The 26,697-nt window shown below is 45.6% G+C and carries 28 protein-coding genes; 15 read left to right on the forward strand and 13 right to left on the reverse strand.

The window, feature by feature from the left end; genetic code table 11:
- Nucleotides 1-51: 51 nt before the first annotated feature.
- The gene (locus tag BTA30_RS02870; RefSeq protein WP_076759051.1) at nt 52-1,185 is read right to left on the reverse strand and encodes a zinc-dependent alcohol dehydrogenase; all 1,134 of its coding nucleotides are present in this window, start codon (nt 1,183-1,185) and stop codon (nt 52-54) included.
- 170 nt (nt 1,186-1,355) lie between these two features.
- Here BTA30_RS02870 and BTA30_RS23300 point away from each other — a divergent pair, with 170 nt between their 5' ends.
- Nucleotides 1,356-1,493, forward strand: coding sequence for a hypothetical protein (locus tag BTA30_RS23300; RefSeq protein ID WP_164470212.1), 138 nt, complete (start codon nt 1,356-1,358; stop codon nt 1,491-1,493).
- Between the two features lie 53 nt (nt 1,494-1,546).
- On the opposite strand, the gene BTA30_RS02875 is transcribed toward BTA30_RS23300, so the two are convergent.
- Nucleotides 1,547-2,920 carry a sugar porter family MFS transporter gene (locus BTA30_RS02875; protein ID WP_076759053.1) on the reverse strand — a complete coding sequence of 458 codons (1,374 nt, stop codon included), beginning with the start codon at nt 2,918-2,920 and terminating at the stop codon, nt 1,547-1,549.
- 305 nt (nt 2,921-3,225) lie between these two features.
- On the opposite strand from BTA30_RS02875, the gene BTA30_RS02880 reads away from it, so the two are divergent.
- Complete coding sequence (locus BTA30_RS02880; protein ID WP_076759055.1) at nt 3,226-4,182, forward strand: LCP family protein; 957 nt, start codon at nt 3,226-3,228, stop codon at nt 4,180-4,182.
- Between the two features lie 180 nt (nt 4,183-4,362).
- Complete coding sequence (locus tag BTA30_RS02885; RefSeq protein WP_076759059.1) at nt 4,363-5,223, forward strand: Cof-type HAD-IIB family hydrolase; 861 nt, start codon at nt 4,363-4,365, stop codon at nt 5,221-5,223.
- Between the two features lie 46 nt (nt 5,224-5,269).
- Here the strand turns inward: BTA30_RS02885 and BTA30_RS02890 are convergent, their stop codons facing one another.
- On the reverse strand, nt 5,270-6,547 hold the full coding sequence (locus BTA30_RS02890) for a C40 family peptidase (RefSeq protein WP_192855959.1): 1,278 nt from the start codon (nt 6,545-6,547) through the stop codon (nt 5,270-5,272).
- Nucleotides 6,548-7,015: 468 nt separating this feature from the next.
- Here BTA30_RS02890 and BTA30_RS02895 point away from each other — a divergent pair, with 468 nt between their 5' ends.
- On the forward strand, nt 7,016-7,237 hold the full coding sequence (locus BTA30_RS02895; RefSeq protein WP_125921343.1) for a hypothetical protein: 222 nt from the start codon (nt 7,016-7,018) through the stop codon (nt 7,235-7,237).
- A gap of 112 nt (nt 7,238-7,349) precedes the next feature.
- Here the strand turns inward: BTA30_RS02895 and BTA30_RS23305 are convergent, their stop codons facing one another.
- From BTA30_RS23305 to pgsB, 4 genes are read right to left on the reverse strand one after another with little or no spacing between them, the layout of a single operon-like run.
- Nucleotides 7,350-7,517, reverse strand: a complete 168-nt coding sequence (locus BTA30_RS23305) for a hypothetical protein (protein ID WP_094777279.1) — start codon at nt 7,515-7,517, stop codon at nt 7,350-7,352.
- The gene (locus BTA30_RS02900; RefSeq protein WP_076759065.1) at nt 7,514-8,683 is read right to left on the reverse strand and encodes a CapA family protein; all 1,170 of its coding nucleotides are present in this window, start codon (nt 8,681-8,683) and stop codon (nt 7,514-7,516) included. Before BTA30_RS02900 ends, BTA30_RS23305 begins: the two co-directional genes overlap by 4 nt.
- A 19-nt stretch (nt 8,684-8,702) precedes the next feature.
- Nucleotides 8,703-9,152: a poly-gamma-glutamate biosynthesis protein PgsC gene (gene pgsC / locus BTA30_RS02905; RefSeq protein WP_076759068.1), complete on the reverse strand. Its 450-nt coding sequence runs from the start codon at nt 9,150-9,152 to the stop codon at nt 8,703-8,705.
- 15 nt (nt 9,153-9,167) lie between these two features.
- The gene (pgsB, locus tag BTA30_RS02910; protein ID WP_076759071.1) at nt 9,168-10,349 is read right to left on the reverse strand and encodes a poly-gamma-glutamate synthase PgsB; all 1,182 of its coding nucleotides are present in this window, start codon (nt 10,347-10,349) and stop codon (nt 9,168-9,170) included.
- A gap of 958 nt (nt 10,350-11,307) precedes the next feature.
- Here pgsB and BTA30_RS02915 point away from each other — a divergent pair.
- Genes BTA30_RS02915 through rbsB form a run of 6 tightly spaced genes read left to right on the forward strand, consistent with a single transcriptional unit; the run spans nt 11,308 to nt 16,982 of the window.
- Nucleotides 11,308-12,297 carry a LacI family DNA-binding transcriptional regulator gene (locus BTA30_RS02915; RefSeq protein ID WP_076759073.1) on the forward strand — a complete coding sequence of 330 codons (990 nt, stop codon included), beginning with the start codon at nt 11,308-11,310 and terminating at the stop codon, nt 12,295-12,297.
- On the forward strand, nt 12,290-13,171 hold the full coding sequence (gene rbsK / locus BTA30_RS02920; RefSeq protein ID WP_076759076.1) for a ribokinase: 882 nt from the start codon (nt 12,290-12,292) through the stop codon (nt 13,169-13,171). Before BTA30_RS02915 ends, rbsK begins: the two co-directional genes overlap by 8 nt.
- Nucleotides 13,168-13,563, forward strand: coding sequence for a D-ribose pyranase (rbsD, locus tag BTA30_RS02925; RefSeq protein WP_076759079.1), 396 nt, complete (start codon nt 13,168-13,170; stop codon nt 13,561-13,563). Before rbsK ends, rbsD begins: the two co-directional genes overlap by 4 nt.
- Before the next feature lie 38 nt (nt 13,564-13,601).
- Nucleotides 13,602-15,083: a sugar ABC transporter ATP-binding protein gene (locus tag BTA30_RS02930; protein WP_076759081.1), complete on the forward strand. Its 1,482-nt coding sequence runs from the start codon at nt 13,602-13,604 to the stop codon at nt 15,081-15,083.
- Nucleotide 15,084: 1 nt separating this feature from the next.
- Entirely contained in the window at nt 15,085-16,053 is a 969-nt protein-coding gene (gene rbsC / locus BTA30_RS02935) for a ribose ABC transporter permease RbsC (RefSeq protein WP_076759083.1), read from the forward strand.
- Between the two features lie 14 nt (nt 16,054-16,067).
- Nucleotides 16,068-16,982, forward strand: a complete 915-nt coding sequence (gene rbsB / locus BTA30_RS02940) for a ribose ABC transporter substrate-binding protein RbsB (RefSeq protein WP_076759085.1) — start codon at nt 16,068-16,070, stop codon at nt 16,980-16,982.
- Between the two features lie 10 nt (nt 16,983-16,992).
- On the opposite strand, the gene BTA30_RS02945 is transcribed toward rbsB, so the two are convergent.
- Entirely contained in the window at nt 16,993-17,949 is a 957-nt protein-coding gene (locus BTA30_RS02945; protein WP_076759088.1) for a LysR family transcriptional regulator, read from the reverse strand.
- A 112-nt stretch (nt 17,950-18,061) separates the two neighbouring features.
- On the opposite strand from BTA30_RS02945, the gene BTA30_RS02950 reads away from it, so the two are divergent.
- On the forward strand, nt 18,062-18,829 hold the full coding sequence (locus tag BTA30_RS02950) for a class I SAM-dependent methyltransferase (RefSeq protein WP_076759091.1): 768 nt from the start codon (nt 18,062-18,064) through the stop codon (nt 18,827-18,829).
- Between the two features lie 39 nt (nt 18,830-18,868).
- Here BTA30_RS02950 and budA read toward each other — a convergent pair whose 3' ends face one another.
- Both budA and alsS read right to left on the reverse strand, forming a co-directional pair.
- A complete protein-coding gene (gene budA, locus BTA30_RS02955; protein WP_076759095.1) occupies nt 18,869-19,630 on the reverse strand; it encodes an acetolactate decarboxylase in 762 nt (253 codons plus the stop codon).
- A gap of 51 nt (nt 19,631-19,681) precedes the next feature.
- Nucleotides 19,682-21,400, reverse strand: a complete 1,719-nt coding sequence (gene alsS, locus BTA30_RS02960; RefSeq protein WP_076759098.1) for an acetolactate synthase AlsS — start codon at nt 21,398-21,400, stop codon at nt 19,682-19,684.
- Between the two features lie 161 nt (nt 21,401-21,561).
- Between alsS and alsR the strand changes: the two genes are divergently transcribed.
- A complete protein-coding gene (gene alsR / locus BTA30_RS02965; protein WP_076759101.1) occupies nt 21,562-22,446 on the forward strand; it encodes an acetoin biosynthesis transcriptional regulator AlsR in 885 nt (294 codons plus the stop codon).
- Nucleotides 22,447-22,523: 77 nt separating this feature from the next.
- On the opposite strand, the gene BTA30_RS02970 is transcribed toward alsR, so the two are convergent.
- Complete coding sequence (locus BTA30_RS02970) at nt 22,524-22,730, reverse strand: hypothetical protein (protein ID WP_076759103.1); 207 nt, start codon at nt 22,728-22,730, stop codon at nt 22,524-22,526.
- Nucleotides 22,731-22,925: 195 nt separating this feature from the next.
- On the opposite strand from BTA30_RS02970, the gene chrS reads away from it, so the two are divergent.
- The 3 genes from chrS to chrA are packed head-to-tail and all read left to right on the forward strand — an operon-like array spanning nt 22,926 to nt 24,539.
- The gene (gene chrS / locus BTA30_RS02975) at nt 22,926-23,402 is read left to right on the forward strand and encodes a chromate efflux transcriptional regulator ChrS (protein ID WP_076759106.1); all 477 of its coding nucleotides are present in this window, start codon (nt 22,926-22,928) and stop codon (nt 23,400-23,402) included.
- 19 nt (nt 23,403-23,421) lie between these two features.
- The gene (gene chrB / locus BTA30_RS02980; protein WP_076759110.1) at nt 23,422-24,006 is read left to right on the forward strand and encodes a chromate efflux transporter ChrB; all 585 of its coding nucleotides are present in this window, start codon (nt 23,422-23,424) and stop codon (nt 24,004-24,006) included.
- Nucleotides 24,003-24,539, forward strand: coding sequence for a chromate efflux transporter ChrA (chrA, locus tag BTA30_RS02985; protein ID WP_076759114.1), 537 nt, complete (start codon nt 24,003-24,005; stop codon nt 24,537-24,539). The genes chrB and chrA overlap by 4 nt, the downstream gene beginning before the upstream one ends.
- Nucleotides 24,540-24,565: 26 nt before the next feature.
- Here the strand turns inward: chrA and BTA30_RS02990 are convergent, their stop codons facing one another.
- A complete protein-coding gene (locus tag BTA30_RS02990) occupies nt 24,566-25,882 on the reverse strand; it encodes a UDP-glucose dehydrogenase family protein (protein ID WP_076759117.1) in 1,317 nt (438 codons plus the stop codon).
- A 56-nt stretch (nt 25,883-25,938) separates the two neighbouring features.
- Nucleotides 25,939-26,691, reverse strand: coding sequence for a tyrosine-protein phosphatase (locus BTA30_RS02995; RefSeq protein ID WP_076759120.1), 753 nt, complete (start codon nt 26,689-26,691; stop codon nt 25,939-25,941).
- Nucleotides 26,692-26,697: the final 6 nt, after the last annotated feature.

Genomic DNA, 26,697 nt, shown 5'->3' on the forward strand with positions numbered 1-26,697 from the left:
CTTTCGAGGCTGCCGGCAATGGCTGGCGGCCTTTCATGCCGCCGAAAGTTCCTATGGCTTTAAAATGACTTTTATGGAATCATCTTCATGATCGTTGAACAAGCGGTAGGCCCGTCCCGCTTCTTCAAGCGGAAGCTGATGTGTAATGATTTCTTTCGGGTCAAATTGATTCGCTTCAATTTTCTTAAAAATCTCAGGCATTAAATGAATCACCGGCGCCTGCCCCATTTTCAGCGTGACATTCCTGGCGAAAAACGCTCCGAGAGGAAACATATTATAGTTGCTTCCATATACACCTGTGATCTGCACCGTTCCGCATTTCCGCACCGCCTTTGTTGAAATCTGGATCGGCCCGAGCGTCCCGCCCTGAAGCTTTAATTTTTGTTCAAGATATTCAAGCGGCGATTTTTTCCCATCCATGCCGACACAATCAATGACAACATCTGCTCCGCCCTTGGTGATTTCCTTCAAATGCTCCCCCATATCAGGATATTTTGTAAAATCAAATGTCTCAACACGGTTTAATGCTTCGGCCTGCTTTAAACGGTAGCTTAAGTAGTCTACGGCGATAACCCGTTTTGCTCCCTCCATCCAGGCAAACTTTTGCGCCATTAATCCGACCGGACCGCAGCCGAGCACGATGACGGTATCCCCTTTTTTGACGCCCGCATGAATCACGCTCCAATAAGCGGTAGGCAGGACATCTGATAAGAAAAGCAGAGATTCATCCTCAAGCTCGCACGATTCGGGGATGACAAACGGCGTAAAGTTGCCGAATGGAACCTTCAAATATTCTGCCTGTCCTCCCGGATGATTGCCGAACTTCTCCGAATAGCCGAAATATCCGCCTGAATCATAGTGTGGATTGGAATTGTCACATTGGCTTTCCAATTTGTTTTCACAATAATAGCAATGCCCGCAAGCGACGGTAAACGGTATGACAACCCGGTCGCCCTTTTTCACCTTTGTCACGTCAGATCCTGTTTCTTCAACGATTCCCATCGGCTCGTGGCCAAGCTGAAAGCCTTTAGGAAGCGGAAAATTCCCTTGATAGAGATGCAAATCAGACCCGCAAATCGCCGTAGATGTAATCCGAACGACAATATCGTCCTTTTTCTCAATTTTGGCGTCCTCCACTTGACTGACCTCAATATGCTGAGGCCCTTGAAACGTTACAGCCTTCAACCGGTCACACTCCCTTCATTTCAGTTATTGATAGTGTCGCATAAAGCTGTGATCTTATTCAGATTTTTAAACAAACGTTTCATTAACAGAGGCTCTCCCGTACGGCACACAGAAAAAAGCTGAATCATCGGCGATGGCCATTCATAAATAAAAGAAACGGAGGTGTTATGATGCTGCTGCAAATATTAGTCGGGGGATTATTTGTTTTTATTGTTTTCTTTCTGGTGTTCAGGGGAATCAAATCGGGCCATTTGCCCCGTCATGATGACCAGCCGCCGGAAGATGAGGAAAGAAAAGATGAGTCATGACAGAATGCAATTCACCCGTTTGCCGACAAAAGAGGATGGCGGAACCATCCTCTTTACTGCTCAGCCGTTCGTGTCTCGGTTTTCAGACTGCCTCTGTGCTTGTCCTTTAAATCCTGTTCAATTTCCTCAAGGCTTTTTCCTTTTGTTTCTGTTACTTTAAAGAAAACGAACAGGAATGCAGCGATTCCTATTGCCGCATAGCAAAGGAACAAGCTGCTGATACCTATCTTTTCGAGAAGAATCGGAAAGCTCAAAGTCACAATTAAATTGCCGGTATGGAGCATTAACGTTGAGACCCCTGTTCCAATCCCTCTGACACGGAGAGGGAATAGCTCAGGCAGCATCACCCAGACGATCGGCCCCCAGCTGACCGCAAACACTACAATAAACACCCCTAAACAAATGACCGTTGTCCATGCCGCTTCAATCGTATCTCCAAAAAAGATGTTGGTCAGCGATAGCACGATCAGACTGATGACCATCCCTGCATTTCCGAATAATAAGAGCGGTTTCCGGCCGATCCGGTCAATAAAGCGGATGGCCACCAACGTCATGAGAACATTTATTGTCCCGATTCCGACCGTGCCCAAAATCGCGGCCGAATTTTCAAAACCGACATTCGTAAACGTTTTCGGTGCGTAGTAAATGATCGTATTTGTTCCGATAAACTGCTGAAGAAAGGCAAGTCCAAGCCCCGCAATCAATGCCGGACGCACCCATGGCTCCAATAATTCTTTTAGACCTCCCTGCTCCTGCCTTTCCGCTTCCTTGATCTCCTCTGCTTCCTCCTCAACTCGTTTTTCTCCTCTCATCCTGCTCAACACCGCTCTCGCTTGTTCTTCTTTTCCTTTTGACAACAGCCAGCGCGGACTTTCCGGCATGAAAAAAATGCCGATCAAGAGACCGATTGACGGTACAAGCGCCAAGCCGAGCATCCAGCGCCAAGCCCCAGCATCACTAAAAGCGTAGTTGATCAGGTAGGAAAGCAGAATTCCAATCGTAATCATCAGCTGGTTCAATGATGAAAGAGCGCCGCGGGATTCTTTTGGCGCAAGTTCTGATAGATACAAAGGAACGATCGTCGTTGAACAGCCTACTGCAAGGCCGAGCACGATTCTGAAAGCGACCATATATTCCGTGCTCGGCGCCAGCGCCGTTCCAAGCCCGCCGATACAAAACAGCACCGCGGCTGACATAATCGCCTTCCGTCGGCCGAAGCGGTCGGTCAGCCTGCCTGATAAACCGGAGCCGAAAATCGCCCCGATTAAAATAGAGCTGACAACCAGCCCTTCGGTAAAAGCATTCAGCCCAAGCTCCTCTTTCATATAGAGAATCGCCCCGGAAATGACACCCGTGTCATATCCATAAAGCACTCCGCCCAAGGCTCCAAAAAAATAAAGCCAGGCATTCGACCTCTTTTTCTTCATGAATAAATCCTCCTTCAGCGCCTCAGCTTTTATGAATCTTTTACCTCATCTCTCACTCTTCAAACATCAAATTTTCAATTCCATTAAAAGGAAGATAAATAAAATGAAACATTTTATGAGCTATAACGTCATATTAAGGCGGCTTAAATTAAACTGCCAAGCCATTTTCCAGAGACTACCCATGGTCAAGATGGAAATAATCCTGTAAAATCCAAGACTAGGAACCAATTAACTTTCATATCATAATTTTCACTTACTTTAGTAATAATGGTACGTTTCAATAAATTGAAAGAGGAGTTTATCGAATGCTACGATCGCAACGAACGAAGAAAAAAAGGTTAAAGAAATGGGTCAAATACTCACTATTTTTCATTGTTTTGCTTTTAACGGCGACAGCGGCCGCAGGCGGCTATGCCTACTATAAAATTGCCAGTGCTTCAAACGAAGCACAGGTCAGCCTTTCAAGGGGAAAACAGTCTGTTAAACGGATTAAAGAGTTCAACCCTAAAAAAGATAACTTCTCCATTCTGATGATGGGGATTGACGCACGTCCGGGACAGAGCATGGATAAGGAACGAAGCGACGCAATGATCCTGGCTACGTTCAATCGAAAAGACAAATCGGTCAAGCTTTTGAGCATTCCAAGGGATTCATATGTGAATATCCCCGGACGCGGCTATGATAAAATCACCCATGCCCATTCGCTCGGCGGACGTGACCTGAGCGTGGAAACCGTCGAGAATCTGCTCGACATTCCTGTCGATTATGTCATTGATGGAAACTTTTCGGCTTTTGAAGAAGTCGTCGATGAGCTGGGCGGTGTTCCGGTCAACATTAAAAAGGAATATATCGTGAAGCAAATTACAAAAGATACAAAAGGGAAGGTTAATTTAGAAACCGGCGAACAGATGCTTAACGGCGAAGAAGCCTTGGCGTATGTCAGAACGAGAAAAGCCGACACCGATTTAATGCGTGGGCAGCGGCAGATGGAAGTGATCAAAGCGGTCATCAATAAATCCAAATCGCTGACATCAATTCCTGCATACGACGATATCCTGGATACAGTCGGGAAAAACGTGTCGATGAACCTGTCGCTGAATGATCTGATCGGACTGATTCCGTTCGTCTCATCGCTCGAATCAGTCGAGACTCTGCAGTTGAAAGGCAGCGATTATAAACCGGGGAAAGTTTACTATTATCAGCTTGATCAGGAAAGCCTTGCGGAAATCAAACAAGAATTAAAACAGCAGCTGGACTATTGATTTAAAAAAGGATGATCACGCATCATCCTTTTTTCTGTTCTATATTTACTATTGAAAAAATTTAAATTTAGGTTTAGCCTTTTACATAATATATCATTCAGGGAATACTGCTGGGAGAGATAGTTGTTTTTCGCCTTTGAAAAACGGTAAACTGCTCCTATAGGAGGTTATATTTACATAATGAGATTAATTGCGATCGATTTAGACGGAACCCTTTTAAACACTGAAAGCAAAATTTCTGCTGAAAATCGGGCGGCTATTAAAAAGGCGCTCATCTCCGACTGCATTGTGACGATTTGTACAGGAAGAGCAACCTTTGATGTAAAAGCGCTTCTGAATGATTTGGATATTCCGATTATCGCCGCCAACGGAGGCACGGTTCATGATTTTAATTATAAACTGTTAAGCCGGACCTTAATGGATCGGGAGACCGGAAAAAAGGCGGCTCAATACTTAACAGACCATCATATTTATTTTGAAGTATATACGGATGATGCCCTCTTATCTCCTTTTGACGGCCGCCAGAAGCTTGAGGCCGAGCTTGATATTGCAGTAAGCGCCAATCCGAATGAAGACAGGGATACGCTTTGGCAGGGCGCACTGACTCAGTTCAAACAATTCGGCATTAAACCGGTTCCTGATATACGCGACGTTTTTAACGGAAGCGAAAATATTTATAAGCTGCTGTGCTTTTCATTTGATTTGGAGAAACTCAAAAAAGCGAAAGAAGACTTATCCGCTTATTCCAAACTCGGACTCACTTCTTCCGGAAAGCATATTATCGAAATTCTGCCTGATGAATCCGGCAAAGGCCATGCTTTAAGAAAACTGGCCAAGCACTATGGGATCGAGAAAAAAGACATCTACGCCATCGGCGACAGCCCGAACGATTTATCAATGTTTGAAGAAGCCGGCCACCGGATCGCGATGGGGAATGCAATCGATGAATTAAAACATATGAGCACATTCATCACGAAAAGCAATGATGAAAATGGTGTCGCTTATTTCATCAATAAACTGCTGGAAAATGAATATCACTAATGCAGAAAACCGCTTGAGAAGACTCAAGCGGTTTTGGCTGCATATTTTACTGAATTCTGACGCTTCCGGCGTATTTATCTTTCCAATAAGCACTTGTCTCCATATCTGCTGTCGTCACACCGGAAGACAAGGTGACAAGAACGACCTGTCCGTTTCCGATGTAGATGGAGGGAATAAGGACGGTGGTCCCTTTAAAGAAAACGATGTCTCCCGGCTCGAGGTCTTGTTTTGTGATCCGCTCGCCTGCATTGTACTGTTTATCGGCATAACGGGGAAGCTCAGCTCCCGCGGCCGTTTTGTACACATACTGGATGAATCCAGCTGTATCAAAACCATCCTGAGGCGTTGTTCCGCCTTTTTTGTAGTCAACTTCGCCAATATGCTTAATGGCTTCAGAAACAATTGGATTATCCGGCAAGGACAAACGATCAAAACGGCGGATGCCCGTAAATTTCTTTTGCCAGTATGAAGCAGACAAGTAAGAGATCGTCACTTTATTTGAACGGCTTGCATGAATAAACCGGCCGCCCCCGGCATAAATACCGTTATGGGAAATTCCCGGCTTATAGGTGTTGCTGAAAAACACAACATCTCCGGGCTGTATATCTTCCAGCTCCACTTTTCGGCCGACTGCCCATTGCTGTTCTGCCGATCTCGGCAAATACACGCCGAGCATCTCTCGAAAGACATATTGAGTCAGCCCTGAGCAATCAAAGCCAAGATCAGGAGAAGCACTTCCAAACTCATACGGAACCCCGATGTAATCGAGCGCTTTTTGAACAACGGGATCTTTTGAAACCGCCGGTTCTTTTGTTATTCTTTTTGCCTCGTCATAGCCGGAGCTCCAATAGGCGCTGCCTTGCAGCTTTGTTATTGAAACCCCGTTCGATTTTGTGCTGTGAATGATTTGATCATTCCCTAAGTAGATAGCGACATGGGTCGGGGCGTCTGATTCAAGGGCGGCGTTTTTAAAAAAGACAAGATCGCCCTGTTCGAGCTTGTCACGGCTCACGCTTATCCCGAGGTTCGATTGTTCTTTTACCGTTCTCGGAAGCGAAATGTCCAGCGACTGAAAGACATACTGTACAAAACCGGATGAATCAAATCCGGTTTTAGGCATTTCCCCGCCATATCTGTATTTAACGCCTTCCAGCTCTTTTGCGGTTTCAGCAATATATTCACCGGTTGTATGGGCTTGTACAGTTTTTCCACCTGTCAAAAACGAAGAAATCCAAAACAACGCAACTCCAAATAGCAAAAACAACTTTTTGTTTGCCGTTTTTTTCTTCAATTGATCTGTTCCTCCTCTTCTTTTCTCTTTCATCGGCAGTGAATTGGGATATTTAAAGGGGCAGCTTTTTCAGCATGTCAAACGAATGATGAGAAGAAACGCGAGACACTTATGCTTTAGCTTTTGTGGACAAACTAAAAACGAAAAAATCATAACGAAGGGACTTGTTCTTAAGAAGGTCATATACATGTGGTGTTGTTCCATCCTGATTAAAAAAAGGTGCTGCATGCGTTTTTTTCAAAAAAAAGAAGCCTGATCGCTTATTTAGCACTTGCCGCAATTTCTTCTTACTTTAAGTTCAGTTTTCATCCCTTAAAAAGAATACAATAAACATCGCCTATAACCAACCCCAAAACCGTACATATATCCTCCTGAATTTCTGTAAAACTTTTTTCCCTGATTGGTTAAGGAATTTGTCGCACACCTGAGATTCCCGAAGGCTGGGTGAGGCTTGGGGCACTGTCGCACGCAAAAAATCCCATCATCAAAAAAGAGAGTGCCTTGCACTCTCTTCAGATTGTTGACCAAATCCTAAAGCGGTTTAAAGTTTTAGGATTTGGTCATCCTTTCAGCGTGACCCGCAACCTTTGCAGTCTAGGAAGGGGGAGCATCGGGCTTTCACAGGACGTGATGAGGACGGTGTTCGGACAGGACGTCCGCGCACTTAACCGTCGTTCCTTACTTTTAGATGTGATGACGGCGGCGTTCAGGCAGGACGCCTGAGCGATTAGCCGCCGTTCCTTCCTTGAACGTGAGCACTGACTCAGCAGGCCTGACAACAAATGCGAGGGTTTGTCGACACGCTGAAGAGAGTCCTTGCACTCTCTTCTCCTGTCTATTGTTTGCTTCCTTCTGTGATATCTTGCTGATTTACCTTTTGAATCTCAGTTGAAATTTTTGTTTTTTCATCGTTTGTCAGTTCATCAGAGTATTTAAAAGCGGACATGAATGCCATGATCAGTACCAATCCTACAAACGGCCATATCGCTTTGACAAATTTCATTTTTTCGTCACTCCGTTTTCATTATTTTTCAGTTTGTCTGTATGATCGACTTCAAAAGTCAATTTTCCGTTTTCCTCTTTCCAATCGAGGTTTGTACCCTTTGTCAACTGGCGGAAAATCGATTTTCGCTGTAAGAAATCGTTCTTGCCTAAAGGTGTCGGCGTTGCTTCTCGGATATTGAGAGGCGTTACCTCAAAACGGCCTTTGCCATCGTTCATTAAATGGTACTGAACAAGCGCGCTGTCGCGTGTTCTTGTCCAGCCCTGATCAAATACGAAATTGCCCAGGCTGTAGAAAATGACAGTGTCTTTATACACTTCAATCGGTTCAAGAACATGGGGATGAGCGCCTAAAATAACGTCTGCTCCGGCATCGGCGATCGCTTTAGCCAAGTCCTTCTGCCTGTCATTCGGTTCATTGTCATATTCCTGTCCCCAGTGAACATGGACAATGACAAGGTCCGCTTTTTTCGATGCCTCTGCAATCATTGGAATAAAAATCTTCGGACTAAGCGGCAGCACTCCGCCTCTGTTCTTTTTGGCTGTAAAGTTTTTTGTATAGGTGTCTGTGAAACCAAGCGTTGCGATTTTTACGCCGTTCACATCCTGGTATGATACATGTTTCTTCGCATCGCTTAGATTTTTGCCGGCTCCCACAAGATCCATATCCTCTTGTGAAAACTTATCAAGCGTATCATTCAAACCGTTTTGTCCATAATCCACCGCATGGTTGTTGGCGAAATTCAGCACATTGAAATTCATCTTTTTTAATGTTTCTACAGATTCTTGATTGGTTTGCAGGTGAATGTTCTTGTCTGCCTGCTGATAGTCGCTTTCATTGGTTACGGGATTTTCAAAGTTTCCTGTTATAAAATCTGACACATTAAAATATGGTTTTACATTTTTGAAAACACTTTCCGGACCATGCAAGTTCGTTACTTTTTCTACATTTCTTCCCATCATGATATCTCCGACAAAGGTAGCCGTAAGCTTGGCATCCTCTTTTTCGGCCATTTGTGAAGGAGTTTTGGCGCTTCCGATCCAAGTAAAGACAAACATCAGACAAAAAATAGCGGGCAATACGATAAGCACGTGTTTATGTGTTTTCTTCTTCTCCTGCTTTGTCAGCTTCAGCAGTTTTTCCTGAAAGTTCAGTTGTTTTTTCATCTTTTTGACACACCTAACTTTAGATTAGATAGTAAGCATACATAATGGCGAATGTTGCTCCGCTTAATAAAAGCGTGCTTCCCAGCGTAATAGTTAACCCCTGTCTTTGAATGGTATTTGCGATCAGACCTGGAACGATGATTCCGATTCCTCTGAATTCCGCAATTTCAAACGGCATCACCGGATATATAAAATCAAATCCGATTTTCAAAAGAATCCCGGTAATCAACATGGCTGCGAATTTTCTGCGTCCGTAAAGAATCATGATCTTTGAAAGTCCGTATTTGACGATGACGTATGTCAGAAGACTGACAAAGAGAACCAAAAGCATGAAGATCGGCTGATTAAACACGAGTCCTAAATAACCTGGTACGACAAGGCCCGCTGGTACAATTCCTGTTTTTTCTGCAAAAATTAAACTGAGTAAGACTCCTAATATGAGGGCGATATATAAATCTGATCCAAACATTGTGTATTCTTCCTCCTAGCTAACAAGCTGCTTAATCTTGTAATCTTGTATTTTTTCAATGAGAGGTTCCGCCGCACCGTGAATATTTCCGACTCCGTAAATGACGCGACCCTCCAGCTTATTTTTTAGCATGAACATAATTTCGTCTGTTGTTTTGTGCTCAAAATCAAACAGCTTGTCCGCAGGAATTTTGCCTGCTTCATACGCTTTGACGATCGGCTCTGTCGTTTCGCCAATCAGCACAAGTTCACTGGCTTCTATATAAGGAAGAACATCTTCCGCAAATTGCTGTGTTCTGTCTACCCTGTCGGCGCGGCAATTCATGATAATGATCGGCTGATCTGTAGGATAGCCCATTTCTTTCACGCGCTTCCATATGTTTAAAGTAGAAGATGCGTCATTGGCTGCAAAACCATTGACGAAGTGGCCGGGGTTTTTGGCATTCATCAGCGGCAGAACCCTCATCGCTCCTGGATCAGGCGGCGCATTCAGCATGCCTTTAAAGGCCGTTTCTTCATCAATTCCCAAAGCTTGTGCAACACCGAGAGCGAGCGACGCATTATCAGGAAACACCATGTATTCAAACTGGCGGAGATAGTCATCAGATATTTTAGAGTTGTCCGCGATAATGACTTTTGTGTTCCTTTCTTTTGCAACTTCTTTAAAGAATTCGGTATACTCACTATCAGTAATCACCAAGTGGCCATTATAAGGAATTGTTGCCGTGAAAGCTTCTGCGATTTCATCCAAAGTCGGTCCCATCACATCCATGTGATCCTCAAGTACGTTGACGATCACGCCGATATTAGCCTGAAGCAATTCTTCCTGAAAGATGATTTGGTAATCAGGGTTGACGGCCATACACTCACTGACGATCGCATTGGCTCCTCTTTCCACCGTCTCTTTCATAACTTCCTTCTGCTCCCCGATGTTCGGCCCTTGAGGCTTTCTCTTAATCGGCTTTTCTTCCGGTGTGTCCCAATAGATCATCCTTGCATCAGTCCCGGTTGTTTTTCCCACTGTTTTGTAGCCTGCTTCCATTAATATTCCTGTTGTCAATCTTGTCACCGTGGACTTTCCGCGTATCCCGTTGATGTTCACTCGGACTGGCAGCGCATCGATGTTTTGCTGATGGCGCCTTTTTTCATAAATGCCGATCCCAACAACGACCGCACAGGCTAATAGCATTACCCACATTGTTTGTCTACATCTCCTTCTTGGAATCTGATATGTAAATTCATTCATCAGTATATAGGTTCAATATGAAATCACAATCGGCATTATGTAACAGAAGACGACTAAATTTTCCGTGACAAAGATCCCCTCGCTTACGTCACTATTTCCTATCCTTCCGTTGATAAATATGGAAATCGGTCATTCTTATATCCTACTAATTTTTTATAACATGTTTAAGAATGCGCTTTCAAAAATCAGCAAATCTGATTCTATACTTTTCTCCCTATTTTGATGAAAGGCTAAAAGATGATTCTCGGGTCCATCTTTATATGTCGCCCCTTCCTTTACAGATGGGAAAACAATAGGCTTCGCTGCCGCCTTTATCTATTTTCACTATTTTTCTACGGGTCAAAAAGTCATCAATCATCCCTGTTTAAAATATAGACGTCCTATGATATTCAGACTATATACTAAAATCTTAAAATCTCTTTCTTTGCAGGTCGGGATTCTTTAACAAATCCAAACAATTCTTAAGCCGTTCGATTCACCTTATTTTTTTCGTTTTTAGGTTATAATCCTAGGATTTAAAAAGCCGTTAATTTTTTTCAACTATAATTCATCAAACTTTAACATTTTTAATTTTTCTCATTATTCATATTGTTAATTTATTCGACAAATTTATAATTGATCAGCACATTCTCGGGACATTTTGATTAAATGAATAGGTTTTTTCTATTGAATAAGATAACGAATTGATTGAGACGGTTTCTGCCGGAATTACTCTTCTTGTATTCCTGGACTGTTTTACAATGATGAACGCTCTTCGATTTCCCTAAATATAAGCCGCTTCTTTCTATCAAATAAAGGCGTGTACACATGACAAATAAAATTCGCGATACAGCATTTTTTTCATTGTTATTTGATATAGATCGTGATAATCTTTATGTAAACGGTTACACAAGGAAGGAGAAAGACCTCGGTGGCTACGATTAAAGACGTCGCGCTTGCTGCAAAAGTATCCGTTGCTACGGTATCCCGTGTTTTAAACGAGACGGGATATGTCCATGAGGATACGAAAACCCGTGTGATGAAAGCGATGGAAGAATTGAATTACCGCCCGAATGAGGTAGCCAGGTCTCTCTATAAAAGAGAATCCAGACTGATAGGACTGCTGCTTCCCGACATTACAAACCCATTTTTCCCTCAATTGGCCAGGGGGGTTGAAGATGAAATCCACCGAAACGGATTCAGGCTGATATTCGGAAACAGCGATGAAAATCTGGAGAAAGAACTGGATTACCTGCAGACATTTAAGCAAAATCATGTCGTCGGTGTGATCTCGGCTACGAATTATCCTGATGCATCAAACTACAAAGACTTGTCGATGCCGATCGTCTTTCTTGACCGAACCGGAGAAAATGCCCCCTCCGTGTTTGCGGACAGCAAGCAAGGCGGCCGGATCGCTGCTTCGGAAATCATCCGAAGAAACGCCTCACGCATCACCCTGATCAAAGGGCCGGGCCACTTGCAGACTGCAAAAGACCGCTTTAACGGAGCGCTTGAGGTTTTAAGCGGAGCAGACGTTGATTTTCATGTCATGAAAACCGAAACATTTTCTTTTCAAGAAGCACAGAAGCGGGCGGCTGAATTATTTTCCATCTATCCTGAGACAGATGGTATCATTGCAAGCAATGACATTGTGGCGACTGCCGTTTTGCATGAAGCGCTAAAGCGGAAGATCAAAGTTCCCGACGACCTGCAGATCATCGGTTTTGACGATATTCCGCAAAGCGAATTGCTTTTCCCTCCCTTATCGACAATCAGACAGCCGGCATATCAAATGGGAATAGAAGCCGCAAAATTGCTGTTAAGATTAATGAAACATGAATATATTGAACAATCGGCTGTACAAATGCCGGTCGCTTTTATTGAAAGACAAACGACTCGAAAGGCGGATGACAATGAGTAAAATATGCGTGATTGGCAGCTCTTCAATGGATTTAGTCGTAACATCGAAGAAACGACCGAAAGCCGGAGAAACGGTGCTTGGAGATTCATTTAAAACCGTTCCCGGCGGAAAAGGAGCTAACCAGGCTGTGGCTGCCGCCAGACTCGGTGCTGAAGTTTGTATGATCGGATGTGTAGGTGATGACCATTACGGAAAAGACATTCTCGATAATTTCAAAGCCAATGGCGTTTTGACAGACTATGTGGAACCGGTTACAGGTCAAGAAAGCGGCACCGCTCATATCGTACTCGCCGAGGGAGACAACAGCATTATCGTCGTCAAAGGCGCAAATGATCATGTCACACCTGAATATGTTCAACAAGCACAGCCTGCGTTAAAAGAGGCAGATATCGTCCTGATTCAGCAAGAAATTCCAGAGGAAACCGTTGATTATGTAAGCGGGCTGTGCAAGACTCTCGGCATTCCCCTCCTGCTCAACCCGGCTCCCGCCCGGCCGCTTCGCCGCGAAACAATTGAAAACGCGGCCTATATCACGCCGAATGAACACGAAGCGTCCATTCTCTTCAAAGGACTTTCTCAGGAAGAGGCATTACAGCGCTACCCCGGAAAACTGTTTATTACAGAAGGCAAGAATGGGGTCCGTTATCACAATGGACATGAAGAAAAGCTCATCCCTGCATTTCCCGTGGAGGCGATCGATACAACAGGAGCCGGGGACACCTTTAATGCCGGATTTGCCATCGCCCTATCTGAAGGAAAAGACATTGAATCCGCCCTGCGCTTTGCAAACCGGGCAGCTTCCTTGTCAGTGTTAAAATTCGGCGCACAAGGCGGCATGCCAAAAAGAGAAGAAGTGGAGCGTGAACTGTCATGAAAAAACACGGCATATTAAACAGCCATATTGCAAAACTGCTGGCCGACCTCGGACATACCGATATCATCGTCATCGCGGACGCCGGTTTGCCTGTGCCTCCCGGCGTTCCTAAAATAGACCTTGCTCTGAAACTTGGAACGCCAAGCTTTAAAGAAGTGACACGGCTTGTCGCTGAAGAGATCGCTGTGGAAAAAGTAACCGCTGCCAAAGAAATTGAAACCGCCAATCCGGTGCAGGCCGATTTTTTAAAAGAGCGGTTTTCTGACCAGCCGATTGAATATATCTCACATGAAGCATTTAAAAAGGCGACAAATCGAGCAAAAGCAGTGATTCGCACAGGTGAAGCAACACCTTATGCAAACTGCATCTTGCACGCAGGAGTGATCTTTTAGATGTTCTTATCCTTACATCTGGAAAGAAGGGGTAGCCAATGCATATTGAAATGAAAGGTATTTATAAGGCATTTGGTCAAAACCAGGTTTTGTCGGGTGTATCCTTCGAACTTCAGGAAGGTGAAATCCATGCCTTAATGGGAGAAAACGGTGCAGGTAAATCAACCTTAATGAATCTGTTAACAGGGCTTCATAAACTAGACAGCGGGACAATCAAGGTCGACGGAATGGAAACGTATTTCACCGATCCGAAACAAGCTGAGCAAAACGGCATCGCCTTCATTCACCAAGAGCTGAACATTTGGCCCGAAATGACCGTATTGGAAAATTTATTTATCGGACGTGAGCTGTCTTCTAAACTTGGCTTTTTAAATAGCAAAAAAATGAAAGCGCTAGCAAAAGAACAGCTTGATAAACTGGGAGTCTCAATTTCTCTTGAAAAAGAAGCCGGACTCTGTTCCGTCGGCCAGCAGCAAATGATAGAAATCGCCAAAGCGCTCATGACAAACGCAAAAGTGATCATTATGGATGAGCCGACAGCTGCGTTGACGGAAAGAGAAATCAAAAAGCTGTTTGAAGTCATCGCATCATTAAAGAAAAATGGTGTCTCCGTCGTCTACATTTCCCACCGCATGGAAGAAATTTTTACGATTTGCGACCGGATTACAGTCATGCGGGACGGAAAAACGGTGGATACAAAGGAAATACCCGATACCGATTTTAATGAAGTCGTGAAAAAGATGGTCGGCCGGGAGCTGACCGAACGCTATCCTGAAAGGAATCCAAACCCGGGAGAAATTGTCCTCGAAGTCAAGCATGCATCTAAAAAAGGCGTCTTCCAAAATATCAGTTTCAGTGTACGCGCCGGTGAAATCGTCGGGATATCCGGACTGATGGGTTCAGGACGGACAGAAATGATGAGAGCCATTTTCGGCCTTGATCCGCTTGATTCAGGAGACATTTTGATCAACGGCAAAAAAACCGCGATCAAAAAGCCGGGCGACGCCGTTCAAAAAGGACTCGGTTTTATCACCGAAAACCGGAAAGACGAAGGGCTCGTACTTGATGCATCCATAAGGGACAACATTGCCCTGCCTAACCTCGCCAGTTTTTCTCCGAAGGGATGGATCGATCGTAAAAGCGAGCAGGAATTCGTTGATCTCATGATCAAACGGCTGACGATCAAAGCGGATTCACGAGAAATCCATGTACGCAACCTTTCAGGAGGAAACCAGCAAAAGGTGGTCATCGCCAAATGGATCGGCATCGGTCCGAAGGTGCTCATTTTGGATGAGCCGACACGAGGCGTCGATGTCGGTGCAAAAAGGGAAATTTATCAGCTGATGAATGAGCTGACAGACTGCGGCGTCGCCATCTTAATGGTCTCTTCAGAACTTCCCGAGATTCTCGGAATGAGCGACCGTGTGCTCGTGGTGCATGAAGGGACGCTCAGCGGTGAATTATCAAGAAAAGACGCGACTCAAGAACGGATTATGACACTCGCTACAGGAGGGCGGTAACATGAATCATCAACCGGCTAAAGATATTGGAAAAAGCCTTAATGTCGACTCTGTTTTGCAAAAGCTCGGCCCGTTTCTCGGCCTGATTATTCTCGTTGTCATCGTATCAATATTAAATCCGAGCTTTTTAGAACCATTAAATATTTTAAACCTGCTAAGACAAGTCGCTATCAACGGACTGATCGCATTCGGCATGACCTTTGTCATTCTGACCGGCGGGATCGACCTATCCGTCGGTGCGATTCTCGCATTATCAAGCGCTTTAATCGCGGGAATGACCGTCGGGGGCATCGATCCTATTTTCGCCATCATCATCGGCTGCCTGATCGGAGCCGCGCTTGGAATGGTAAACGGACTCTTGATCACAAAAGGCAAAATGGCTCCATTTATCGCAACACTGGCCACAATGACAATTTTCCGCGGGCTGACGATGGTCTATACAGACGGAAATCCGATTACAGGGCTCGGCAATCATTACGGCTTTCAGCTTTTCGGCCGCGGATACTTTTTAGGCATTCCCGTCCCTGCCATCACCATGGCGGCAGCCTTTATCATTCTTTGGGTGATTCTTCATAAAACACCCTTCGGACGCCGCACATATGCGATCGGAGGAAACGAAAAAGCAGCGATGATTTCAGGAATTAAAGTGTCCCGGGTCAAGATTATGATTTATTCCCTTGCCGGCCTTTTATCCGCTTTGGCAGGAGCCATTTTGACATCGCGCCTGAACTCAGCCCAGCCGACGGCGGGCACCTCCTATGAACTTGACGCCATCGCCGCTGTCGTTTTAGGCGGAACAAGCCTTGCCGGAGGAAGGGGCCGGATTGCCGGCACACTGATCGGCGTACTGATTATCGGAACATTAAACAACGGTTTGAACCTGCTTGGCGTCTCGTCCTTTTTCCAAATGGTCGTCAAAGGTATTGTCATACTGATCGCAGTCTTGCTCGACCGCAAGAAATCCGCATAAGGAGGGCTATATTGATGAAAAAAGTACTAACGGCTCTTACAGCATTGATGCTTCTGTTTCTATCAGCCTGTTCATTGGAGCCGCCGGAATGGGCAAAGCCCAAAAAAGAAAAAGGCACAGATATTAAAATCGGCTTATCCGTCTCAACTCTGAAAAACCCGTTCTTCGTTTCTTTAAAAAACGGTGTCATCAATGAAGCGAAAAAACAGGGCATCGAAGTGATCGTCGTTGATGCACAGGACGATTCAGCCAAACAGACGAACGATGTAGAAGACCTTCTTCAGCAAGGCGTTGACGCTCTATTGATCAATCCGACGGATTCCTCGGCGATTTCTACGGCAGTTCAATCCGCCAACTCGCTCGGTATTCCGGTCGTTACCCTTGACCGCTCCGCTGAAGACGGAAAGGTGGAAACGCTTGTCGCTTCAGATAATGTAAAAGGCGGACAAATGGCAGCCGATTATATCATGAAACAGCTCGGAGAAGGCGCAAAAGTTGCTGAACTGGAAGGTGTACCCGGAGCGTCGGCGACGCGGGAACGCGGCTCAGGCTTTCATAAAACAGCTGATCAAAAGCTGAATGTCATTGCAAAGCAAACGGCAGACTTTGACCGAACAAAGGGATTAAACGTCATGGAAAACCTTCTGCAAGGAAACCCGGATATTCAGGCCGTGTTCGCTCATAATGACGAAATGGCCCTCGGTGCGATTGAAGCGATCAGAAGCTCCGGAAAAGACATCCTTGTCGTCGGATTTGACGGAAATGAAGATGCGGTCAAAGCCGTTAAAGCGGGAGATATGGCGGCCACGATCGCCCAGCAGCCGGAATTAATCGGAAAGCTCGCAGTCCAGGCGGCGAGGGACATTCTAAACGGCGAAAAGATAGACAAAACCATCCCGGCGCCGCTGAAGCTGGAGGCGAAAAAATAAACAGAGCGAATCAGACCTCTTGGTGAAAGGAGGTCTGATTTTCATGTGCGAACAGCTTTTCAACAGTCTCCATAAACGCATTTGCAGCCAGGCTTAAATAGCAGTATTCTGAATAAGCAAACACAAGGGTCCGGGTTGGTTCGGGTTCTAACGGGACATAGCCGATCTTTGCGGATGCTTCTCTGATGACCATCTGAGGCACGATCGTTACACCCATACCGTATTCAACAAGCGACTGAGCGGTTTCGATGCTGCTTGTTTTGAATGTTTCCTTCGGCTTAAATCCCGCTTTTGCACACAAATCAAGCACCGTCCTGCGGAATCCGTATCCTTCTTTTAATAAAATAAAGGGAACATCTTCGGCCGCCTTTAATGGAACGGCCGTTTTTTCCGTTTCTTTGCGAACGGAGTAAATAAATGATTGCATTTGTTCAGTCATCCAGCTTTGCTTCTCAAATGGAATGGCCAAAAACAGCGGCTCTGTCAATATTGGAACGGTGGCCAGCCGTTCATTGTCGATGGGCAGCGGCAAAATCGACAGATCGATCTCACCGTTTTCTGTCATTTGCTCTAATACCGCAGGCGATTCTTCTATCAACTGGATGTGCACGTTCGGATACTTCTCCAAAAACGTTTTTAACAGCGGCGGAAGGAGATATCCACCCGTCACTGCTGGAATGCCGATCGATAGCTCTGTCCCCATTTCCTGAAGCTGATCCTGCATTTCGCGCAGCAGATCATCCCTTGCCCGCAATATCTCTTGGGCTCTTCGAATAAATCGTTTTCCTTGGGGAGTCGGAGACACGCCACCCCTTTTCCGGTAAAACAGAGGAAAGCCGAGCTCGTTCTCTAATTTTTTGATTTGCTGGCTCAGCGAGGGCTGAGCGATATGAAGGCTGTCAGCCGCTTTTGTAAAACTGCCTTTGTTATAGATTTCAGCTGTATATTCAAAAAGCCTCATGTCCATGTTCCTCACCTCCATAGTTTCAGGCTATCATTTTCATATATTTTATATCCTAGACTTATATATGTCGATTTCGTTACCATGAAACCATAACCGTAAAGGGAGGATGCTATTCATGAAAACGAGCGCTCAGAAGCAATTTTCGAAAAACCCTGACCAATATCGGGATGAACCGTTATTTTCAGCGGGAAAGGACCTTGAAGCAATGGTCAACAGTGTGTCTCTTAAAGGAGATGAAGCCCTGCTTGATGTCGGAACAGGAGCGGGACATACGGCCCTTGCTTTTTCACCCCTTGTGAAGCATTGTACAGGGATCGATATTACCGAAGAAATGGTGAAGACCGCTGCCCTTTTTGCCAAAGAAAAAAACGCCCGCCATGTGCGATTTCTTCAGGGGAATGCTGAAAAGCTGGATTTTGATGATGCTTCTTTTGATATCGTCACATGCCGTTTTGCAGCGCACCATTTCTCTGACGTCCGCCGGGCAATGACCGAAATCGCCCGCGTTTTGAAACCAGGCGGAAGCTTTATTCTGGTGGATCACTATGCACCTGAAGACAAGGCCCTCGATCAGTTTATCAATCGGCTTAATCAAATGAGAGATCCGTCACATGTACGGGAATATGCTCTTGCCGAATGGAACAGCTTGTTTGAAGAAAACGGGCTGGACTACATCGAAAAGCAGAAGTGGAACATCCCTATTGAATATGAAAACTGGATTCGCCGCGGAGCCGTCCCGGAAGAAAGAAAATCGAAAATGATCGCTCATTTGGCGGAAGCATCCCGGGCATGCCGTGATGAGTTTGAAATTGTTCACGGCGAAAACGGCCATCCGCTCTCTTTCAAACTGAAAGGGATATTGATTTCAGGGAGAAAACGCTGACCGACGAAAAAAAGCCCTCTTACAGCAGAGGGCTTTTTTTCATTCCGGATTTCCTTCTGTAGCTTCAATTCCAGCCACAAGATCATGGCTGCTTAAGTCCGCTTTTAAGAAATCCTTCGTATTCGGCAGTCTAAGGTTCATGTTCAGTTTTTGGGAAATCTGAACCGTACATTCTTCAATTTCATAATCAAATACATGGCCGCCGGCATTGCGCTCTTCGTCAATAAAATGAAGATGAAAGCCCGATACGGCGATGCCGTGGGCATATTGCGGCGTCCAGAAGCCGACGATTGTCCCTTTGATGTCGTTAAAATCAAAGATCGGCTGGGATTTCACCGCTTCAACCATTGGCTCGTATGGCTTTTCCTGCAATTCAACCGTTCTCGTTTTTACTTTTTTAAAGACTCCGTCCAGACGGATCGCATAAAACAAGTTTTCGCTCGGCATGATCAGGTTCATCTCTTTTTCAAACGCTTCAAGGGTCATCCGCTGTTTGATCTCATGGTAGACATCCGGACGGAAGAACGTCAGCGAGCAAAATGGAGAACAGTCGCTTTCTTGAACAGGATAGGCTTTTCCATCTGAACGGAGGCGGTAAAACTCACCGTCAAATCCGATCAGTTCCCCGTCCAGCTGATTAAACGTGCCGATCCCGAAATCGCCGTGCTCCTTTGCTTCCGACATGTAAAAATCACCGTCATAAATGCCGTCCAGCAAGGAAACCATTGTTGAAACCTGATAGACTTGGTCGAGATTTTTATCGACCGGTTGAATGACTTTTTGCTTGCTTATACTTTTCATTTTCCTCTTTTCACTCCCTTGATTGATTTATGATGACTGGACATGCTGTGATCAAGATTGATTAGAGGTTTGTTTTTTTATTTGTTCCTCAAATGCTTTTGGAAAACGCTGGTCAGCCAAATGAACATTGTCGCTGTAATCAACCGGAATATCAATGACAACAGGCCCCTCTGCATCAAGACCTTTTTGAAGCACATCTGCGAGCTCATCAGGAGAATTGACCCTCAGACCTTTTGCACCAAAGCTTTCAGCGTATTTTACAATATCTATTCCGCCAAAGTCGACTCCGGACGTCCGGTTGTATTTCATTTCCTGCTGGAATCCCACCATATCATATGTGCTGTCATTCCAGACAAGATGAACGATCGGCGCTTTTAATCTGACCGCTGTTTCCAGCTCCATCGCTGAGAACAGGAAGCCGCCGTCGCCTGAAACAGACACGACTTTTTGCCCCGGATTGACAAGGGTTGCAGCAATCGCCCAAGGCAGAGCAACGCCAAGCGTCTGCATACCGTTTGAAATCAGCAGTCCGAGCGGACGGTAGCAGCGGAAATATCTCGACATCCAAATGGCATGTGAGCCGATGTCACATGTGACAGTGATATCATCGCTCACTAAATTGCGCAAATCCTGAATAATTTGCAGCGGATGAACGAGATCCGCTTTGTTCTCTTTTGGAGGCTCGCTTTGTTCCTTTAGTGCTTTCTGTAATTGCTGAAGCAACGTTACGAACGATTTGTCAATTGAAACCGGCAGAGAATCATGTTCAATATGATCCAGCGTTGTCGCAATATCACCGACAAGCTCAATGTCAGGCTGATAGTCATGATCAATGTCAGCTTGAATTTCATCCAGGTGAATAATGCTTCGCTCACCTTTTCCATTCCACAATACCGGATCGTATTCAATCGGATCATAACCGATCGTGAGTACGACATCGGCTTTTTCCAAGAGAATATCTCCGGGCTGATTGTGGAATAAGCCGATTCGTCCGAAGTATTGGTCTTCTAAATCATGTGAAAGCGTTCCAGACGCCTGATATGTTTCAACAAACGGCAGCTTCACTTTTCTCAGCAATCGGCGTACCGCCTCCACTGCTTCAGGTCTTCCGCCTTTCATGCCGACAAGTACGACGGGAAGGTTTGCATTGTGGATTTTCGCGATTGCCGCGCTGATTTGTTTATCTGGAGCCGCACCCATTTTCGGCGCCGGCATGGTTCCCACCGGTTTGGCGGTTGCCGGACCTGATGTCACGTCCTGCGGAAAGCTGAGAAAGGCTGCGCCGGCCTGTCCAGAAGCCGCCGCTCTGAACGCATTGGTCATGGCTTCAGGAATATTATTAGCATCCTCTACCTCTGCGCTGTATTTTGTAATCGGCTGAAACAACGCCGCGTTATCCATCGACTGATGAGTTTTCTTGAGACGATCCGCTCTTTTTACAGCACCCGCTAGGGCAACAACCGGATCTCCTTCTGTATTGGCTGTTACAAGACCGGTAGCTAAATTAGACGCTCCCGGACCTGAAGTCACCAGGCAAACACCGGGCTTTCCAGTCAATCGTCCGACTGCCGCCGCCATAAATGCTGCATTCTGCTCGTGCCGGCAAACGATCAATTCAGGCCCCTTGTCTTTCAACACGTCATATACCGCATCGATTTTTGCTCCCGGAATACCGAAAACATGAGTGACACCTTGCTGAATGAGACTGTCCACCACAAGCTCTGCTCCTCTTACCGTAAGAGTTTCATTTTTAGCGGCTACATTATTCAAAGCCCCTCACTCCTTCATTTTCATTCGTTTACAATGAATTTTTAATAAATTTATTGTATTATTAAATATACATCTTGTGGAAATTGTTTTCCAATACTTCTTTGTCTTACAATTAATATGTAAAACGACTGAAATCGCATTCAGAAAGGAATGAGTGAATAATGGAGCTGCGCCACCTTCGTTACTTTATGGTTGTAGCCGAAGAGCTGCATTTCGGAAAGGCAGCTCTTCGGCTGCAAATGACCCAGCCTCCGCTCAGCCAGCAAATTAAACAGCTTGAAAATGAAATTGGCGTAACCTTGCTGAAGAGATCAAAAAGAGCCGTCAGACTGACGGCGGCAGGCGGTGTTTTTTTAAAACAGATCAAGGAAGGCCTTTCCCAGATTGACCAGGCGGTCGACATGGCCCAGCGTACAGCCAGAGGTGAGCTGGGCAGGCTCGTGATCGGCTTTGTCGGCTCTGCGACGTTTGAGATCATGCCTCCCATCATCAGGGAATACCGAAACCAGTTTCCTTCGGTCAAAATTGAGCTGAGGGAGCTTTCAACTCCAAATCAAGTCAAAGCTTTATTAAACGGACATATCGACATCGGTGTACTGCACCCCCCGCTGGGAAACGATGAGCTGATAACAAATACAGTGAAGAAAAGCCATTGCGTACTCGCGCTTCCAAAACAACATCCGCTGACCAAAAAAACCCGGGTTGATTTGTTAGATCTTGAAGAAGAATCACTGATCGTCATTGCCAAAGAATCCTGGCCCTCCTTATACACCGAATTCAACTTTTTGTGTGAAAAGGCCGGATTCATCCCAAACATCGCTCAAGAGGCTACCGAATACCAGATGGTGATCGGTTTGGTGTCGGCCGGAATGGGGATCGCGGTCGTTCCGACGGCGGCCAAACGGCTATTTAATTTGGACGTTGTATACAAAGAAATCGAAGATCTGCCGCTTCGTGCTGAATGGGTCACTGCCTATAGAAAAGACAACCGAAATCCGGCTTTGAGACATTTTATAGATGTTTCGAACCACCGTTCAAATTCATAGACTGGTAGAAAACAAGAAAATCCCCCTTGACTCAACGAATGGTCGAGGGGGATTTTTGTTTGATTATTGATACATTTTCACGCGTTCTGAAAGATGAAAAAACCGGGGTTCTCCCGGTCACATTCCAATAGCGGCCCAGTCGCTTCAAGGATCGGTTCCCCAATCTGGATGATTGCCGCATGCCCCATCAAAGGCACTCCCTCCTCTTTCCAGCAAGCTGTACCCTGCAAGAGAAGCGAGATCATGCGGGCTGACAGGCCAAACCCCTTTTGGTCTTTTGACATATCGCGGCTTGTATTCCTTGATGCTAGCGAAAGCCTTCATAACTTTTGTCATTAAGATTAATAAAGGAGATAAAATCATTCATATCGAAATTAAAGTTATGATACAATTTACAAAACGTTATTTTAAAACCAGAATTCATTTCGTTTTAAATCAAACGCAAGAGATTTCTACAGTGTGAAAGGAAGGTGCCATTTATGAGCCTTGATTACCATATGCCAAATTTAATTCTTGATGAGACAGATAAAAAAATTCTTTCCATATTACATGAGGAAGGAAGAATTTCCTATACGGATTTAGGGAAGCGTGTGGGCCTCTCAAGAGTTGCCGTTCAGACAAGAATCAACAACTTGATCGAGGAAGGGATCATTGAGAGGTTCACAGCTGTTATCAACCCTGTAAAGGTAGGCATTCATGTATCAGTCTTTTTTAATGTTGAAGTCGAGCCTCAATATTTAGAGTCTGTCGCCGCCGCCTTGGAAAAAGAACCTGCCGTCACAAGCCTCTATCATATGACAGGTCCGAGCAAACTCCATATGCATGGAATCTTTGCCAATGATCAAGAAATGGAAGAATTTTTGACTAAGCGGCTCTATCCTTTGAAAGGAGTCGTCAGCGTTGACTGCCAGATGCTGATCAAGCGCTATAAAAGCCGCATGGGAATGAAGCTTTAAAACAGGAGGAGAAACTCATATGAAGCATCCTTATCGGGAACTGGTCATTGCTATGGTGAGAACCGGTATATTGGGGTTTGGAGGAGGGCCTTCCGTCATTCCGCTGATCCGGCATGAAGCCGTCGCGACATTTAAATGGATAGATGATGATGAATTCGGAGAAATATATGCGATCGCCAACGCGCTCCCCGGACCGATTGCAACGAAAATGTCGGCTTATTTGGGGCACAAAGTAAAAGGCGTCCCAGGAGCGGTCGTCGCAACAGCAGCGCATATCATGCCGACCTGTATCGCCATGGCCGTCTTGTTTGCGGCCGTCAATGTGCTCAGCCATTCAAAAGTCGTAAGCGGAATGATCGGCGCGGTCACCCCTGTCATCGCCGTCATGCTCGGGATTATGGCTTATGAATTTGGCCAAAAAGCATTGAAGGGATTTGGCGTGTTTACAGGCGTCCTTTTCTTCATTCTTGCGTTCTTGGGCCTTCAGGTGTTTTCCATACACCCCGGCATCATTGTCGTGATTTTTTTAGCGTACGGCACATTCCACTTTAAGCTAAAAAGAAATTCGGAGCAGGAAAAGGATAAAGGAGTGTCCGCTCCATGATCGTATTATATTTGTTTTGGGCTTTCTTTATTGCCAATCTATTGGGCTACGGCGGCGGTCCCGCTTCGATTCCCCTCAATTTTGAAGAGATTGTTCAGCACTTTCATTGGCTGTCAAAAGACGAATTTTCAAACATGCTCGCGCTTGCGAACGCCTTGCCCGGCCCGATCGCCACGAAAATTGCCGCTTTCGTCGGCTACAGTGTCCTCGGATGGCCTGGTGTCATCATCGCTCTCATCGCCACCGTCTTGCCTTCGGCTATCGCGCTGATTTTGCTGCTTAAACTGATCCGCCGCTTTCGCCAGTCACCAGTTATCAAAGGCATGACACTGTCCGTTCAGCCCGTGATTGCCGTGATGATGCTTTTGCTGACATGGGAAATCGGCGGTGATGCGGTTCATTCTATCGGTCTGATCCAATCGATGGTGATTGCCCTGATATCATTAGCCGCATTAACGAAATTTCGCGTTCATCCCGCATTTCTCATTGCAGCGGCATTCGCTTACGGCGGACTGGTCATGCCGCTGCTTTAAAGAAGCGGACTGAGAGGCGGAGGCTGTCAAATATGAAGCGGGACAACCTGCCGTCTTCCTATCGAGTGATATTCGACTCCCGCTTCTGCAGCTTCCGTTAACTCAAAGCAGTTTCTCCCGTCAAAAACAACCGGTTCATCCATCAGCGTTTTGTAAGAATCTAGAGGGAAGGTTTTAATCATTTCCCAATCTGTTAAAATCATCACTGCATCTGCACCTTTTATCGCATCTTCAATCGTCTCTGCATATTGAACAGAGCTTGGCAAAACCTGTTTTGCATGTTTCATCGCAGCCGGATCAAATGCTTGAATGGAAGCGCCCATCTCAACTAATTTTTCGGCGACATTGATGGAGGGCGCTTCCCTCATATCGTCTGTATTCGGTTTAAAGGCAAGGCCCAGCAGGGAGATCGTCTTGCCTTTTAATCCGCCAAGACGATCGGCCGCTTTTTGAACCAAAAGATTCTGCTGCTCATTATTCACTTTAATCACAGATTTAAGCAGCTCAAAATTATGCTCTACATGTCCGGCAATCTGGACGAGCGCATTTGTATCCTTCGGAAAACAAGAGCCTCCGTATCCGATCCCCGCTTTTAAAAACTGATGGCCGATTCTTTTGTCCTGACCCATTCCATATGCAACAGATTCAATATCGGCACCGATTTTCTCGCAAATATTTGATATTTCATTTATAAAACTGATTTTCGTGGCAAGAAATGCATTTGATGCATATTTGATCATTTCTGCGCTTCTTATATCCGTTTTAAAAACAGGGATGCGCAAGGGCTGAAAAACCTGTTCGAGTGCATCAGCCGTTTTGTCGTCATCAGCCCCGATCACGATGCGGTCGCCGTGGAACGCATCATAAATGGCAGACCCCTCACGCAAAAATTCGGGATTGGATGCTGCCGTTATACGTATTCCTTCCTTTAAATGCCGTTTGATGATCGCGGAAATCAGATCGCTTGTGCCGACAGGAACAGTGCTTTTTGTCACCACAAGACAATCGCGCTGCACATGGCGTCCGATCATTTCCGCCGCCCCTTCAATAAAGCGGAGGTCGGACTGGCCGTTTTCTTTTTGCGGAGTCCCGACTGCAATGAATATCATCTCCGCATTTGCCAAGCCTTTATCAAATCTTGTTTCAAATGCCAGCCTTCGGCGGGTGAGATTTTTTTGGACCATCTCTTCAAGGCCGGGCTCATAAATCGGCGATATCCCTCTCCTCAACAACGCAATCTTTTTTTCATCGATATCAAGGCATGTGACATGATGGCCGATTTCCGCAAGGCATACCCCCGTCACAAGGCCGACATAACCGGTGCCGACAATCGAAATATTCATGCAGCTCCTCCTCTGACTGAATAATGCCGGCTTTGCGGAGCAAGGCGGGAGATCTTTTACAGCAGACCCAGCAGCTTTTTCTTTCTGACTGGAAGCGGCGGTTCTTTATGAATCCCCCGATTTTTCAAGAGAAGCCCGGCATTTTCTATAAACATACTCAAGAAGTCGCGGCCATATTCGTTTTCTACAGCATCAAAAAAGAAGGAACGTGTGGTGAGATTGTGGGCATCTGATGCAATAAAATGGACGAGGTTTGCTTCGATAAAACGGCGGGCCGCACTTTTGACGCTCCTCCCAAAGCGTCCGGCCAGACTTGAGCATGTGAGCTGTACACATGCGCCGTTTTTGACCAGCCGATATAAAATGCCCGGGTTTTCCATGATTTCTATGTTTCGCTCGGGATGGGCAATAATCGGGATATATCCGTTTAACTGAAGATCAAACAGCAGCTTTTCCGCATAGCGCGGAACATGGTGGTAAGGAAGCTCTATCAGGACATACTTTGTATCAGCGAGACTGAGCAGCTTTCCGCGGCCAAGGTCGTCCTTCAATCCGCCATATAAACGGATTTCCTGACCTTGTGTGATGCTTAGCGGGATATTTTCTTGCTCTAGTCTGGCTTTTAATGTTGTGACGGCTGCGAGGATTGTCTCTTTTTGATTCATATATACACCATTTTGATGGTGAGGTGTGGCGATAATGGTATGAATCCCTTGCCCAACGGCTTGTTTAGCCATTTCTACACTGTCATTCACACTCTTTGCTCCGTCATCAAGATCCGCAAGAATGTGGCAATGAATATCGATCATAACCGA

It is taken from the genome of Bacillus swezeyi (assembly GCF_001969815.1).
In the GTDB taxonomy this organism is placed as follows: domain Bacteria; phylum Bacillota; class Bacilli; order Bacillales; family Bacillaceae; genus Bacillus; species Bacillus swezeyi.

Bases quoted from the DNA above. Each gene is read 5' to 3' on its own strand.
- BTA30_RS23300 (WP_164470212.1), top strand. From the start codon at position 1,356: ATGCTGCTGCAAATATTAGTCGGGGGATTATTTGTTTTTATTGTTTTC.
- BTA30_RS02875 (WP_076759053.1), bottom strand. From the start codon at position 2,920: ATGAAGAAAAAGAGGTCGAATGCCTGGCTTTATTTTTTTGGAGCCTTG.
- BTA30_RS02880 (WP_076759055.1), top strand. From the start codon at position 3,226: ATGCTACGATCGCAACGAACGAAGAAAAAAAGGTTAAAGAAATGGGTC.
- BTA30_RS02885 (WP_076759059.1), top strand. From the start codon at position 4,363: ATGAGATTAATTGCGATCGATTTAGACGGAACCCTTTTAAACACTGAA.
- BTA30_RS02890 (WP_192855959.1), bottom strand. From the start codon at position 6,547: ATGAAAGAGAAAAGAAGAGGAGGAACAGATCAATTGAAGAAAAAAACG.
- BTA30_RS23305 (WP_094777279.1), bottom strand. From the start codon at position 7,517: ATGAAATTTGTCAAAGCGATATGGCCGTTTGTAGGATTGGTACTGATC.
- BTA30_RS02900 (WP_076759065.1), bottom strand. From the start codon at position 8,683: ATGAAAAAACAACTGAACTTTCAGGAAAAACTGCTGAAGCTGACAAAG.
- pgsC (WP_076759068.1), bottom strand. From the start codon at position 9,152: ATGTTTGGATCAGATTTATATATCGCCCTCATATTAGGAGTCTTACTC.
- pgsB (WP_076759071.1), bottom strand. From the start codon at position 10,349: ATGTGGGTAATGCTATTAGCCTGTGCGGTCGTTGTTGGGATCGGCATT.
- rbsK (WP_076759076.1), top strand. From the start codon at position 12,290: ATGAGTAAAATATGCGTGATTGGCAGCTCTTCAATGGATTTAGTCGTA.
- rbsD (WP_076759079.1), top strand. From the start codon at position 13,168: ATGAAAAAACACGGCATATTAAACAGCCATATTGCAAAACTGCTGGCC.
- BTA30_RS02930 (WP_076759081.1), top strand. From the start codon at position 13,602: ATGCATATTGAAATGAAAGGTATTTATAAGGCATTTGGTCAAAACCAG.
- rbsC (WP_076759083.1), top strand. From the start codon at position 15,085: ATGAATCATCAACCGGCTAAAGATATTGGAAAAAGCCTTAATGTCGAC.
- rbsB (WP_076759085.1), top strand. From the start codon at position 16,068: ATGAAAAAAGTACTAACGGCTCTTACAGCATTGATGCTTCTGTTTCTA.
- BTA30_RS02945 (WP_076759088.1), bottom strand. From the start codon at position 17,949: ATGGACATGAGGCTTTTTGAATATACAGCTGAAATCTATAACAAAGGC.
- BTA30_RS02950 (WP_076759091.1), top strand. From the start codon at position 18,062: ATGAAAACGAGCGCTCAGAAGCAATTTTCGAAAAACCCTGACCAATAT.
- budA (WP_076759095.1), bottom strand. From the start codon at position 19,630: ATGAAAAGTATAAGCAAGCAAAAAGTCATTCAACCGGTCGATAAAAAT.
- alsR (WP_076759101.1), top strand. From the start codon at position 21,562: ATGGAGCTGCGCCACCTTCGTTACTTTATGGTTGTAGCCGAAGAGCTG.
- BTA30_RS02970 (WP_076759103.1), bottom strand. From the start codon at position 22,730: ATGTCAAAAGACCAAAAGGGGTTTGGCCTGTCAGCCCGCATGATCTCG.
- chrS (WP_076759106.1), top strand. From the start codon at position 22,926: ATGAGCCTTGATTACCATATGCCAAATTTAATTCTTGATGAGACAGAT.
- chrB (WP_076759110.1), top strand. From the start codon at position 23,422: ATGAAGCATCCTTATCGGGAACTGGTCATTGCTATGGTGAGAACCGGT.
- chrA (WP_076759114.1), top strand. From the start codon at position 24,003: ATGATCGTATTATATTTGTTTTGGGCTTTCTTTATTGCCAATCTATTG.
- BTA30_RS02990 (WP_076759117.1), bottom strand. From the start codon at position 25,882: ATGAATATTTCGATTGTCGGCACCGGTTATGTCGGCCTTGTGACGGGG.
- BTA30_RS02995 (WP_076759120.1), bottom strand. From the start codon at position 26,691: ATGATCGATATTCATTGCCACATTCTTGCGGATCTTGATGACGGAGCA.